Origin of the sequence: Streptomyces sp. SID14515 (genome assembly GCF_010548505.1) — a bacterium.
GTDB classification, from domain to species: Bacteria; Actinomycetota; Actinomycetes; order Streptomycetales; family Streptomycetaceae; genus Streptomyces; species Streptomyces caviscabies.
In genome coordinates this window covers 45,678-60,058 of record NZ_JAAGMH010000065.1, presented here as the reverse complement: position 1 = coordinate 60,058, position 14,381 = coordinate 45,678, and the positions used below count along the sequence as shown (strand labels likewise).

The window sequence follows — 14,381 nt, the reverse complement described above, 5'->3', positions numbered from 1 at the left end:
GCCGGGCAGGGCGGGGCGCAGGGCGGTGTCGAGCACCCGGAGGGTCATGCCGTCGAGCGGCCGCCCGATGGGCAGCGGGCCGCCGTCGGGTGTGTCGGGGCCGAGGGTGTGTGCGGTGGCGAAGGTGGTGGTCTCGGTGGGTCCGTAGCCGTTGACGACACGGAGGTGCGGGGCGGCGGCGTGTGCGGCGGCCACGGCCGCGGGGGCCACGATGTCGCCGCCGGTCCACACCTCGCGCAGGGCGGTGAAGACCTCGGGTGCGTCCTGGGCGAGGAGGGCGAACAGCCCGGCGGTGAACCAGGCGCTGTCCGCTCCCCCGCCCCGGCCCGCGCCGCCCGTCAGAAGCTCGCGCCAGCGGGCCGGATCGAGGGGTGCGTCGGGGGCGAGGACGAGTTCACCGCCGCGCAGCAGGGTGCCCCATACCTCGTGGGTGGCGGCGTCGAAGGAGTGCGGCGAGTGGACGAGGATCCGCCGGTGGGCGTCGCCGGTGAACCGGCTGTCCGACGCAAGGGCGAGGACCGCGCTCTCGGGGACGGCGACGCCCTTGGGTTCGCCGGTGGAGCCGGAGGTGTACATCACATAGGCGAGCCGGTCCGGGGCGGCAGCCTCGGGGGGCGTACCGCTCGGCCCGGCCGAGGTGTATTTGACCGGCGGGTGCAGCACGGTTACGGGGCCGTACGCGTCGGTGTCGGTGCCGGGGCGGCAGACCAGGGCGACCGCGTCGGCAGCCCCGAGGACGGTACGGATGCGCTCGGCGGGCCAGTCGGGGTGCAGCGGCAGATAGGCGGCTCCGGCCCAGGCCACGGCGAGTTCGGTGACGACCAGGTCCACCGAGCGCGGCAGCAGCAGCGCGACCACGGTCTCCGGCCCGGCTCCTGCCTCCCGCAGCCAGTCCGCGAACAGGCGTGCGCGCACGACGAGTTCCCCGTACGTCACCGGCTGACCGCCGTCGAGCGGCCGTACGGCGACGGCGTCCGGGCGTTCGGCGGCGACGGCCGCGACGGTTCCGGCGCAGCCCAGGGTGGCGGCTGCGCCCGGTCGGCCGGTGAGTCCGGGCGAGACCTCCGGTGCGAGGTCCACCTGACCGGCGGGCAGGTCCGGCCGGTGGGCGAGGTGGTCCAGGGCGCGGGTCAGCCGGTCGAGGACGGCTCGGGCGGACGGGGCGTCGTAGAGGTCGGGGCGGTGCTTGAGGACGAGCCGCAGCCGGCCGCCCTGGAGGGTGATCGCGAGGGTCAGCGGGTAGTGGGTGGCGTCCCGTCCGCCGATACCGCGTACGTCGAGCCCGGCGGCGCGTTCGCTGCCGGTGAGCGCCTCGTCGTCGAAGGGGTAGTTCTCGAAGACGGTCATGGTGTCCAGCAGCGCGGGCAGGCCGACGAGTCGCTGGATGTCGGCGAGCCCGAGGTGCTGGTGGTCGAGCAGGGCGACCTGGCGGGCGTGCAGGTCGGCGACCGCGTCGCCCAGGGTGCGGGCGGGCGCGATCCGCACCCGGGTGGGCAGGGTGTTGACGAAGAGCCCCAGCATCCCTTCCACGCCGTCGAGTTCGGCGGGGCGGCCGGAGACCGCGCTGCCGAAGACCACGTCGTCGCGTCCGGTGAGCCGGGCCAGGACGAGCCCCCACCCGGTCTGGACGACGGTGTTCAGGGTGGTGCCCGTGGTGCGGGCGCGGTCCTGGAGCGCGGAGGTGAGGGCCGGGTCGAGGACGGTCGCGGTCTCCTCGGGGACCAGCGCGGCGGACGGAGTGCCGGCGGGGACGGCGAGTGTGGGCTCGGTGACGCCGTTCAGGGCGGTGTGCCAGGCGGCTTCGGCGGCCGGCCGGTCGCGGTCGCCAAGCCACCGCGCGTAGTCGGCGAAGGGGCGCCGGCGGACCGCGGGGCGTCCGGCGTAGGCGTCGAACAGGTCGGTGAGCAGCAGCGGCGCGGACCAGCCGTCGAGCAGCAGATGGTGGCTGGTGAACAGCAGCCGCCACCGGTCGTCGGCGGTGCGGATCAGGGTGAAGCGCAGCAACGGCGGCCGGTCCGGGTCGAAGGGCCGGGTGCGGTCGTCGGCGACCAGGGCGGCGAGGCCGTCCGGGCGGGCGCGCAGGTCGTGCTCGGTCCATTCGGGCGGGGCGTCGGCGGTCGTGTACTGCACCAGGCGGCCGGTGGTGAGGCGGCGGAATCCGGCGCGGAGGTTGGCGTGCCGGTCCGCGACTGCCTGGGCGGCGTGGCGCAGGCGGCCGGGGTCGAGCGGTCCTGTGAGCTCCAACTCCAGCTGGACGACGTAGGGATCGGTACCGGTCTCCTCGGTCAGCGCGTGGTAGGCGAGGCCGTGCTGAAGGGGTGTCAGGGGCAGTGCGCCGTCGAGTGCGGGGATCGCCGCTTCGAGCTCGGCGATCTCGTGCCGGTCGAGGGCCACCGGGAAGTCGGCGGGGCTGTGTCCCGCGAAGCCGGGTTCGTCGCGGCGGTGGACGAGCTCGGTGAGGGCGGCGGTGAACCGGTCGGCGAGGACGCGGATCCGGTCCGCGCCGATGAGGTCGGACGCGTACGTCCAGCGGACGGTGAGGACGGGGCCGTCCGGGCCGTCCAGGGTGGAGGCGTTGAGGTCCAGGACGTGACCGTCGAGGAGGACCGGCTGCGGACCCGGGTGGACCGCGTCGGACTCGGGTGCGGGAACCCAGTGCCCGTCCGGGGTGTCGGCGGTGAACCGGCCCAGGTAGTTGAAGGCGACCTGGGCCCCGCTGGGCCCCTGCCCGTGCAGCGCCCCGTAGCCGGTGCCCCGGCCGGGAACGGCCGCGAGCCGGTCGCGGACCCGCTTGACGTCCTGGCCGACGGTTCCGGTGCCGGGGTCCAGCCGGACGGGGTACTGGGTGGTGAACCAGCCGACGGTACGGGAGAGATCGGCGTCGGGGGCGAGTTCTTCGTGGCGGCCGTGGGATTCCAGGTCGACCAGGACCGGTGAGTCGCCGCCGACGGCGTGGACGAGTGCGGCCAGCAGGAGTTCGTCGGGGCGGGCGTGGAAGGCGGCGGCGGTGGCGGTGAGCAGAGGGGCGGTGAGGTCGGGGGCCAGTTCGGTGCGGAGTTCGCCCGGGGTGTGCGGGGTGTTCGCCATGTCGTGGGGGGCGAGCGGGGCGGGCCGGTCCGCCAGGACGTCGTCCCAGTGGGGCTGTTCGGCGGCGAAGCGCTCGGCGTCCTCGTACAGCGCACTCGCCCAGTGGGCGAAGGAGGTGGAGGGCCGGGCCGGCGGTGTTCCGGTGGCGACGGCGTGCGCGAGGTCGGGCAGCAGGATGCGCCAGGACACGCCGTCGACGGCGAGGTGGTGGACGAGGAGCAGCAGCCGTCCGTCCCGGCCGGGCCCGCGCGGGAACCAGACCGCGCGCACCAAAACGCCCTGCTCCGGGTCGAGTTCGGCAGCCCGGGCGCGGGACTGTGCGTCGACGGCCCGGCGCAGGTCGGCTTCGTCGCCGCCGACCGGGACGACGGTGAGGAGGGTCGCGGGGTCGGGTGCGGCGTCGGCGGGCGTGAGCCGGGGGCGGCCGTCCGGGTGGTCGGTGGTGACGCGGGCGCGCAGCAGGTCGTGGGTGGCCAGGAGGTGGCCGAGCGCCGTCCGCAGGCGGTCATCGGTGAGCGTGGCCGCCACGGTGACCAGCATCGACTGGTGGAAGCCGCCCCAGTGTTCCGGGTTCCGGCGCAGCCAGCGCATGAGCGGGGTGAACAGGGCCGGGGCGTTGTGGTCGATGTCGGTGGGCCGGGGTCCGGCGGCCGGGTGCGGGGTGGACTCCTCCGCGAGCACGTCCGCGAGGGCGCGCGGGGTGGGGTGCTCGAAGATCTGCCGGGCGCTGAGCGCCAGGCCGGACTTCCGTGCGCGGGAGACGAGTTGGATGGAGGAGATGCTGTCGCCGCCGAGTGCGAAGAAGGAGTCGTCGCCGCCGGGCGGCCCGTCCAGCCGCAGGACGTCGGCGAACAGGTCCGCCAGGGTGGCGGCCGCGCCGGTCAGCGGGGCGTCGTCGGCGGTGGCGACGACCGGGGCGGGCAGCGCCGCGCGGTCCACCTTGCCGGTGGGGCCGAGCGGCAGGGCGGGCAGCACGGTCAGGGTGGCCGGGACGGCGTAGTCGGGCAGGGTGCGGGCGAGCGCCGTACGCAGCCGGTCGGGGTCGAGGTGCGCGCCGGGCCGGGCGACGGCGTAGCCGGCGAGCTGCCGGTTGCCGGGCCGGTCCTCGCGCAGCACGGCGGCGGCCTGCCGTACGCCGCCGAGCGCGGTGAGGGCGGACTCGATCTCGCCCAGCTCGATCCGGAATCCGCGCAGTTTCACCTGGTGGTCGGCGCGGCCGAGGTATTCCAGCTCGCCGTCGGCGCGGCGGCGGGCCAGGTCGCCGGTGCGGTACATCCGGGTGCCGGGCGGGCCGTACGGGGCGGCGACGAAGCGGGTCGCGGTGAGGCCGGGGCGGCCCAGGTAGCCGCGGGCGAGCCCGGACCCGGCGACGTACAGCTCACCGGGGGTGCCGGGCGGTACCGGCCGCAGCGCCGCGTCCAGGACGAGGGCGGCGGTCTCGGCGACGGCGGTGCCGACGGGCACCGGGCTGTTGTCGTCGGTGCGCAGCCGGTCCGGGTCGCAGCGCCAGAGGGTGGCGTCGACGGTGGTCTCGGTGGGGCCGTAGGAGTTGAACATGCGGGTGCGTGGGGCCCAGGCGCGGACGAGGGCGGGGGTGCAGGCCTCTCCGGCGACGATGAGGGTGGTGCCGGGGGCGATGGCGTCCTCGGGGAGTGCGGCGAGGACGGCGGGCGGGACGGTGAGATGGGTGACGCGGTGCTCGGCGAGGAACTCCGCGAGCGGTTCGCCCAGGCGGCGGTCGGCGGGCACGATCTCCAGGGCCGCGCCGGAGAACAGCGCCATGACGATCTCCCACACCGAGGTGTCGAAGCTCAGCGAGGCGAACTGGAGGACGCGGTCGCCCGGCCCGGCCCCGAAGGCGTCGGCGAGGGTGCGGGCCAGGGCGGGCAGCCCGGTGTGGGTGACGGCCACGCCCTTGGGGCGGCCGGTCGAGCCGGAGGTGTAGATGATGTACGCCGCCGCGTCGGGCCGTTGGGCGCGCCAGAGGCCCGGGTCGTCGGCGGACCGGCCGAGCAGGGCCGCGTCGGCCTCGAACCGGGGTACGCCGTCGAACACGGGCGTTCCCGGGGCGGTGAGGACGAGGGCGGGGGCCGCGTCGGTGAGCATGTGGTCGATCCGCTCGGCCGGGTAGTCCGGGTCGACGGGCAGATAGACGGCTCCGGTCTTCGCCACGGCGAGCAGGGCGACGACGGCCTCGACGGTACGGGGCAGCATGACCGCGACCCGCTCCTGCGGCCGTACGCCGTGTGCGGCTAGGTCCCGGGCCAGGGCGTTGGCGGCGGCGTCGAGTTGCCGGTAGTCCAGTTCGGTGCGCCGCCCGGTGGCCAGGTCCGGTCCGGCGAGGGCGGGGGCGTCGGGGTGTGCGGCGGCCACGGCGGCGAAGAGGCCGGGCAGGGTGGTGGAGGCGTCGCCGTGCGGTACGGCGGTGTCCTCGGGGCGGCCGAGGAGTGCGGCGCGTTCGGCGGTGCTGAGGATCTCCAGCCGGTGCAGGGGGGTCGCGGGGGCGGCGGTGGCCTCGGTCAGGACCCGGACCAGGCGGTCGGCCAGGGCCTGCGCGGTGGCGGGTTCGAAGAGGTCCTCGGCGTACTCCAGGACGCCTTCGATGCCGTCGGCCCCGGCGCGCTCGGCGAGGGTGAAGGTCAGGTCGAACTTGGCGGAGCGGCCGAACGCCGGGACGGTCGTGGTGGTGAGCCCGGGCAGCCCGATCTCGCCCGCCTGCCGGTTCTCGTACGCCAGCATCACCTGGAACAGCGGGTGGCGGGAGAGGGAACGGTGCGGGGCGAGCGCGTCGACGAGGTGCTCGAAGGGGACGTCGGCGTGGGCGTACGCGGCGAGGTCGGCCTCCCGGACCCGGTGCAGGAGGTCGCGGAAGGACGGGTCGCCGGACAGGTCGGTGCGCAGGACGAGGTTGTTGACGAAGAAGCCGACGAGGTCGTCCAGTGCGGTGTCGTGGCGTCCGGCGACGGGGGTCCCGACGACGATGTCCTGGCCGGCCCCGGTGCGGGCGAGCAGGGCGGCGAGCGCCGCGTGGGCGACCATGAACAGCGAGGTGGACTCAGTCCGGGCCAGGGTGCGCATCGCCGTGTGCACCTCGGGCGGCACGGTGAACCGGGCGAAGCCGCCGCGGTGGCTGGGGACCGGAGGACGCGGCCGGTCGGTGGGCAGGGGCAGTTCGGCGGGGAGGTCCGAGAGCGTGGTCCGCCAGTGGTCGAGCTGGGCGGCGGCCGCGCCGTCCGCGTCCGGCGCGTCGTCGTCCCAGCCCAGGGTCTCGCGCTGCCACAGGGTGAAGTCGGCGTATTGGACGGGCAGCGGCGGCCAGGCGGGGGCGTCGCCACCGGTGCGGGCGGCGTAGGCGGTGGCGAGGTCGCTGAGGAGCGGGCGGGCCGACCACTGGTCGGCGGCGATGTGGTGGACGACGAGCACGATGAGGTGCTGGTCGGGGGCGAGCCGCAGCAGGCCCGCGCGCAGCGGCACGTCCCGCTCCACGTCGAAGGCGGTGCCCGCCATCTCCTCGACGTAGCGCCGGAGTTCGCCCTCGGTGCCGGTGGCGTCGGTCACCGTGAGCGGATCGGTGAGCTCGGAGATGTCGACGATGTGCTGGTACGGCCGTCCGTCGGTGGCGGGAAACACCGTGCGCATCGCCTCGTGACGGGTCATCACGTCGATGAGGGCGGCGCGCAGGGCGGGGATGTCCAGGGGGCCGGTCAGGCGGGCGGCGAAGGGGATGGTGTAGTCGGCCCCGATGCCGTGGAGTTGCTGGAGGAACCACAGTCGGCGCTGGGCCGGGGAGAGCGGCAGGGTGGCGGGGCGCGGCCGGGGCCGGAGCGGTTCGGGGGCACGGCCGGCGTGCTGGACGCGGCGGGCGAGGGCGGCGACGGTCGCGGCCTCGAAGACGTCGCGTACCGACAGGGTGACGTCGAGGGCCGCCCGGATGCGGGAGGCGAGGCGGGTCGCGAGCAGGGAGTGGCCGCCGAGGGCGAAGAAGTCGTCGTCCGCTCCGACCTGTTCGCGTTCCAGGATCTCCGCGAAGAGGTGGGCGACGATCTCCTCCTGCGGGGTGGCCGGGGAGCGCCCGCCGGGGGCATGGGTCTCCTCCGGTTCGGGCAGGGCGTTGCGGTCGAGCTTGCCGTTGCCGGTCAGCGGCCAGTGGTCGACGGGGATGACGGCGGCCGGGACGAGGTAGTCGGGCAGCCGTTCGCGCAGGGCCGTGCGGAGCCGGTCCGGGGCGAGCGGGCCGGCCGCGGGGGTGGCGTAGGCGAGGAGCCTGGTGCCGCCGCCGGGTGCGGGGCGGGCCAGGACGACGGCGTCGGCGACCTCGTCGAGTGCGGCGAGCGCGGCGCGCGCCTCGCCGGGCTCGACCCTGAAGCCCCGGATCTGCACCTGTTCGTCGGCGCGCCCGAGGTAGTCGAGTTCGCCGTCCGCCGTCCAGCGCGCCAGGTCGCCGGTGCGGTACATGCGGGTGCCGGGCGGGCCGTACGGGTCGGCGACGAAGCGGGTGGCGGTGAGGGCGTGCCGGCCGAGGTAGCCGCGGGCCAGGCCGGGCCCGGCGATGTACAGCTCTCCGGTGGCGCCGGGGGCGACGGGGTGCAGGGCGGAGTCGAGCAGCCGGACGGCGAGGTCGTCGAGCGGCCGGCCGACGGGGCTGAGCGGGGCGTCCGGGCCGTTCTCCTCGTCGGTCTCCTCGGGTTCCATGACCCGGTGGGTGACGTGCACGGTGGTTTCGGTGATGCCGTACATGTTCACGAGCTCGGGGCCGTCGTCCCCGTACCGTGCGAACCAGCCGGCGAGCCGTCCGGGGTCGAGCGCCTCGCCGCCGAAGACCACGGTACGCAGGGCGAGTTCGTTCTCTTCGGAGGCTTCGAGCAGGACGTCGGCGAGCTGGTGGAAGGCGGACGGGGTCTGGTTGAGCACGGTGACGCGTTCGCGGCGCAGGAGGGCGGCGAACTCCTCGGGCGCGCGGGTCGTGGCGCGCGGTACGACGACGAGGCGTCCGCCGTGCAGCAGGGCCCCGAAGATCTCCCAGACGGAGAAGTCGAAGGCGTAGCTGTGGAAGAGCGTCCATACGTCGTCCGGGCCGAAGCCGAAGTCGTCGTCGGTGGCATCCAACAGCCGCAGCACATTGTGGTGTTCGACGACGACGCCCTTGGGGCGTCCGGTGGAGCCGGAGGTGTGGATGACGTAGGCGGCGGCGTGCGGGGAGATGGCGGGGGTGGGGTACGGGGTGTCGCCGGGGGCCGCTGCCGGGAGGTCGTCCAGCGTCAGCCAGCCCGCGCCGGGGCGGTCGGCGTCACCGTCGATCGAGGGCAGGCCGTCCCGCTGCTGGGAGGTGGTGGTGAGGCCGACCACCGGGCGTGCGGAGGCGAGTTGGGGGTGGATGCGGTCGGCGGGGGCGTCGGTGGGCAGGGGCAGGTAGGCCGCGCCGGTCTTGAGGACGCCGAGGATCGCGGCGATCTGCTCGGCGGACGGTTCGAGGGAGAGGGCGACCAGGGTGCCGGGGCCCGCGCCCCGCGCGTGCAGCAGGTGGGCGATCCGGTCGGAGAGGGCGTCGAGTTCCCGGTAGGCGATCGTGTGGTCGCCGTCGGTCACGGCGGTCGCGCCGGGGTCCAGGGCGACGGCCCGGGCGAAGCGGTCGGGGATGGAGTGCGTGGGGGTCTCGTCGTCGGGGGCGAGGGCCTCGCCGTCTTCGAGGACGCGGCGGCGGTCCTGCGCCGCGAGGAGCTCCACCGTCCCCGCCGGGGCGGCCGGGGCGGTGGCCAGGGCCTCCAGGACGCGGACGTAGGCGGTGCCGAGGGTGCGGGCCCGGTCGGCGGTGAGGAGGTCGGGCCGGTAGCGCAGGGCGATCCGGGTCTCGGGGCCCGGGTGGACGACGACGGTGACGGGGTAGTGCGTGGCGTCCTCGCCGCGCACGGACCGTACGGTGAGTCCGCCCGCCGCCTGGGCGTCGGCGAGGCCCCGGGTGTCGACGCCGAAGTTCTCCACCACCAGCAGGGTGTCGAACAGCTCGCCGATCCCGGCGAGTTGCTGGATCCGCGGGAGCCCGAGGTGTTCATGGCCGAGGAGCTTGGTGCGGTCGGCCTGGAGGGTGGTGGCGATGTCGGCGAGCCGGGCGCGCGGGGGTGCGTGCACGACGACCGGGAGGGTGTTGATGAACAGGCCGATCATGGACTCGACGCCGTCGAGGTCGGCCGGTCGGCCGGAGACGGTGGTGCCGAACGCCACGTCGGCGCGGCCGGTGAGCCGGGCCAGGGTGATCCCCCAGGCCGCCTGGTGGACGGTCGCCGTGGTCAGCTGCCGGGCCGTCGCGAAGGCGGCGAGCCCTTCGCCGGCCGGGGCGGAGAGCCGCAGATCGAGCTGGACGGGTGGCTCGGGCACGGCGGCTCCGGCGGCGGCCGGCGCGAGGAGCGTGGGCGCGCTCAGCGGGGCGAGCGCTTCGCGCCAGGCGGTCTCGGCGGCGGGCCGGTCCTGGGCGGCCAGCCAGGCCAGGAAGTCGCGGTAGGGGCGGACGGTGGGCAGGGCGGGGGCTGCGGGGGCCTTGGTGTGCTGGGCGTAGGCGGTGAACAGTTCCTTGCCGAGCAGCGGCACCGACCAGCCGTCGAGCAGGATGTGATGGGCCGTCAGGATGAGTGTGTGGTCCTGGTCGCCTTGGCGCAGCAGCGTGAGGCGCAGCAGCGGGGGCCGGGTCAGGTCGAAGCGGTGGGCGCGCTCCTCGTCCAGGATCCGCTGTTCCTCGGCCCGCCGCCGGTCGGGGGCCGCCTCCCGCAGGTCGAACTCCCGCCAGGGCACCTCGGCCGCGCGGGGAATCGCCTGGACGGGCCGGTCGAGGCCTTCCTGGAGGAACGCCGCCCGCAGGTGGGGGTGGCGGTCCAGCACGGTGTCCGTCGCACGGCGCAGGGCGGTGGTGTCGAGGTCGCCGTCGAGACGGAAAACCAGACGCATGGTGTAGACGTCGAGCCCGTCGGTCGCACCGGGGGCTCCTCCGGTGTCGGAGAGGTCCGCGTGGAAGAGCAGGCCTTCCTGAAGGGGCGCCAGCGGAAGGATGTCTTCCAGGCCGTGGTCCGCACTCACCGGTTCCTCCATCGGGCTTCGAGCATGGCTGTCTGTTCGGGGCTGAGCGGGGACAGACCGTGGGCGGGTCTGTCGGTGGGCCGACCGGTCGGTCCGGTGGTGGGCTCCGGTCCGGCGGTGTTCTCCGGTCCGGCGGTGTTCTCCGGTCCGGGAGGTGGCGGGGCGTCCGCGGCGAGGGCGGTCAGCGCGCGCTGCCAGCAGTCGGCGAGGTCGTGGGCCGCCATGTCGTCGAAGGCCGCCGGGGACCAGGTGATCCGGGTGTCCAGCAGGGGGCCATCGGGGGTGTCCCGGGTGAGGGCGTTGAACTCGACCGCGTGCGCCATGGTGAGCGCGTCGTCGATCGCTCCCCCGAGCACACCGGCCTCGGGCGCGGGCGTCCAGGCCGCTCCCCCGCCCGCGGGCGGGGTGCCGAACCGTCCCAGGTAGTTGAAGGCGACCAAGGGCGCGCCGGGTCCGTCGGCCTCCGCCGCGGGCAGGGGCCCGCCGGGGTCACCGTGCTCCGCCGCGTACCGCAGCAGGCCGTAGCCGATGCCGCTGTCGGGGAGGCGTTCTAGGTGGCCGCGGGTGCGCGCGAGGGTGTCGCCGGGCGGTTCGGCGGCCGTGGCGGCCAGCCGTACGGGGTAGAGGCTGGTGAACCAGCCGACGGTACGGGAGAGATCGGCGCCGTCCTCGATCTGCTGTTCCCGGCCGTGGCCCTCGACATGGGCGGCGAGGTCCACCCGGTCGCGCCCGCTCCACTCGCGCACCGCGCGGGCGAGCGCGGTGAGCAGGAGGTCCTGGACGCGTGCGCCGTGGCGTTCGGCGGCCCCGGTGAGCAGCGGGCGGGTGTGCGCGGCGTCCAGGGTCCGGACCAGGTGGCGGGCCTCGGAGACCGTGCCCAGGGCGCGCGGCGCTTCGCAAGGGGCGCCGGGCGCGGGCAGCCGGTCCGGGGCCGCCAGGATCTCGTTCCAGAGCGGGAGTTCGGCGGTGCGGGCGGCGGCCTGCCGTCCGAGTGCGTGGGCCCAGCTCCGGAAGGAGGTGGTCACGGGCGGCAGTTGAGGTGCCCGCCCCTGTGCGATGTCGTTCCAGGCCTGGGCGAGGTCGTCGAGCAGGATGCGCCAGGAGACGCCGTCGACGGCCAGATGGTGGACGACGAGCAGCAGCCTGCCGGAGCGTCCGTCCAGCCCCGGGTACTGGCGGGCCCGCACCATCAGCCCCTCGGCCGGGTCGAGTCGGGCGGCAAGATCGTCGACCTCGCGGGCCGGTGCATCGGGGCTCGACCACGTACCGGAAGGGCCCTCGTCCAGGGCCGGGACGGCTGCCGCGTCCGGCTCCGGGATCTCGAAGGTCCCGGCGTCCAGGTCGATGCGGGCGCGCAGCACCGCGTGGTGGCGCAGGACCGCGTCCAGGACCTTCGCCGTCGCTGCGTGGTCGACGGCGGGCGGCAGGGTCAGCAGCATGGACTGGCTGAACCTGCCGGTGGGGCCCGGCCGTTCGGCGATCCAGCGCATGATGGGCGTGAGGGGCGCGGGTCCGGTGTCGGGAAGGGCGGGGGCCGAGGGGCGGCCCACCGCCGGGTCCGGCGCGCGGTCGGAGACCAGAGCGGCGAGCGCCCGTACGGAGGTCTGCTCGAAGACCTCGCGCGGGGTGAGGCGCAGCCCGGCGGCGCGGGCTCGGGCCACCAGCTGCATGGAGAGGATGCTGTCGCCGCCGAGGGTGAAGAAGTTGTCCTCCGCGCCCACCGAGGGCAGGGCCAGCACCTCGGCGAAGAGCGCGGCCAGGGTCTCCTCGACCGGGCCTTCGGGGGCGCTGTCGCCGGTGGCCGCGCCGAAGTCGGGGGCGGGCAGCGCGGCGCGGTCGAGCTTGCCGTTCGCGGTGACCGGCAGCCCGGGAACGGTCACGAAGGCGCTGGGCACCATGTGGTCGGGCAGCACGCGGGCGAGGGCGGTGCGCAGGGCGGTGGTGTCGGGTGCGCCCGCCGGTGCGGGGTGTTCGTGCGTACGGCCGGCGGTCGGGGAGGTGTCGCCCGGGTCGGCGGCCGGGGAAGCCTCGCCCGGTTCGACGGCCGGGGAAGTCTCGCCGGGTTCGACCGGGACCAGGTAGGCGACCAGTCGGCGCGGCCCCGCCGGGTCGTCCTGGCGCAGCACGACGGCCGCCGCGCGGATCTCCGGGCGGGCCTGGAGGGCGGCGACGATCTCGCCGGGCTCGACGCGGAAGCCCCGGACCTTCACCTGGTCATCGGCGCGCCCGTGGTAGAGCAGGGAGCCGTCGGGCGTCCGGGACACCAGGTCGCCGGTGCGGTACATGCGGGCGCCGGGCGGGCCGCCGGGCTCGGCGGTGAAGCGTTCGGCGGTGAGCCCGGGGCGGCCGAGGTAGCCCTGGGCGACGCCGGGCCCGGCCACGTACAGTTCGCCGGTCCCGCCGGGAGGCACGGGCCGCAGCAGGGTGTCCAGGACGTGGGCGCGTACGCCGTGCAGCGGGGTGCCGATGGGCGGGGTCGCGCCGGGGTTCAGGGGTGCGCTCATGGTGACGCAGGCGGTGGCCTCGGTGGGCCCGTAGGCGTTGACCATGCGGCGGCCGGGGGCCCAGCGGGCGGCCAGCGGTGCGGTGCACGCCTCGCCGCCGACGATCAGGGTGCGCAGGCGGTCGAGCCCGTCCGGTTCGAGGCCGGTGAGGGCGGTGGGCGGGATCAGGGCGTGGCTGACGCGGCGGCGGGCGATCGTCTCGCCGAGGAGCGGTCCGGCGAGCGGTCCGGGTTCGGGGACGACGAGCGTCGCGCCGGTCGCCAGGGCCATCAGCGTCTCCATCACGGAGGCATCGAAGGACGGGGAGGCGAGCTGGAGGACCCGGGCGGTGTCGTCGATGCCCAGCCGCTCCGCCTGGGCGGTGGCGAGGGCGGCGAGGCCCCGGTGAGGGGTGATCACGCCCTTGGGGCGGCCGGTCGACCCTGAGGTGAAGATGATGTAGGCCGGGTGGTCGGGGGTGACGGCGGTGTCCGGGGCGGGACGACTATCCTCGGCGGGCCGGCCGTCCTCGGCGAGTCGGCTGTCCTGGGCGGGCCGGCCGTCCTCGGCGAGGGGCGCGTCCGTGCCTGTGACCACCGGCGCGTCCGTGCCCGTGACCACCGGCGCGTCCGTGAGCAGGGCGTCCGGGTGACGGTCGGCGAGCGCCCGGTGCGTGAGGATCCCCGCCGGGCGAGCGTCCTGGAGCATCGCGGCGATGCGGTCCTCCGGATAGTCCGGGTCGATGGGCAGATGGGCGGCGCCCGCCTGCTGGACGGCGAGTTGCGCGACGACCAGGTCGACCGAGCGCGGCAGGATCACGGCGACCGACTGCCCCGCCCCGATCCCCGCCGCACGCAGGGCTCCGGCCAACTCACGGGCCCGGCGGTCCAGTTCCGTGTACGTCAAGGAGACGTCCGGTGCGTCCACGGCCACCGCGTCCGGCCGTCGGTCGCGCTGCTGAGCGAAGAGCTGGGCCCAGGTGCGGGCGGTGGGGGCGGGCGGACCGGCGCGGTGCGCGGTGAGCGTCGTGCGTTCGGCGTCCGTCAGCGCGTCCAGGGCGGCGATGCGGGTGTCCGGGGCGGTGACGAGCGTGCGCAGCAGGTGTTCGACGCGTGCGGCGAGTTCCCGCGCACGGGCCGGGGTGACGGCCGCCGGGCGGTAGGTGAGGCGCAGGGTGAGCCGTTCGCCGGGCACGGCGGCGAAGGTCAGCGGGTAGTGAGTGGCGTCGCGGCCCCGGATCTCCTCCAGGTCGAGGCCGGTGGCCTCGGCGAGCGCGGGGATGCCGTCGGCGGGGTAGTTCTCCAGGGCGGTGAGGGTGTCGAACAGGACGCCGTGTCCGGCGGCCCGCTGGATCTCGGCCAGGCCCAGGTGGTGATGCGGCAGCAGGCCGGTGAACTCGTCCTGGACGCGGGCCGCGAGGGCGGCGAGCGTCTCGTCGGGGCGCACGGTGACGCGTACCGGAACGGTGTTGACGAACAGGCCGATCATGTCCGTGACGCCGGGCACCTCGGCGGGCCGGCCGGAGACGACCGTGCCGAAGACGACGTCGCGCCGACCCGTGTGGGCGCTCAGCACCAGCCCCCACACGGTCTGCGTGAGGGTGCTCAGGGTCAGTTCCCGTTCCCGGGCGAACGCCGCGAGCCGGTCGGTGAGTTCGGGTTCGAGCAACACCGTGTGTTCGTCGGGGATTTCCTGCTCGCCGGGGTCGTCGGGAACGAGTCGGGTGGGCTCGGTGACACCGTCCAG

General features: G+C 75.5%; 2 protein-coding genes (both cut by a window edge). Both read right to left on the bottom strand.

Annotated features, from left to right (window positions below):
- Positions 1-10,152: the 5' portion of a non-ribosomal peptide synthetase gene (locus G3I54_RS11680; protein ID WP_164613777.1), read on the bottom strand. It extends 5,409 nt beyond the left edge of the window; 10,152 of the gene's 15,561 nt are visible here — the first part of the coding sequence; it begins with the start codon at positions 10,150-10,152; its stop codon lies off the left edge, out of view.
- Positions 10,149-14,381: the 3' portion of a non-ribosomal peptide synthase/polyketide synthase gene (locus G3I54_RS11675; protein WP_164613775.1), read on the bottom strand. Its footprint extends 13,440 nt past the window's final position; the window shows 4,233 of its 17,673 coding nt (coding positions 13,441-17,673); the start codon falls outside the window, past its right edge — the gene reads right to left on this strand; its stop codon occupies positions 10,149-10,151. Before G3I54_RS11675 ends, G3I54_RS11680 begins: the two co-directional genes overlap by 4 nt.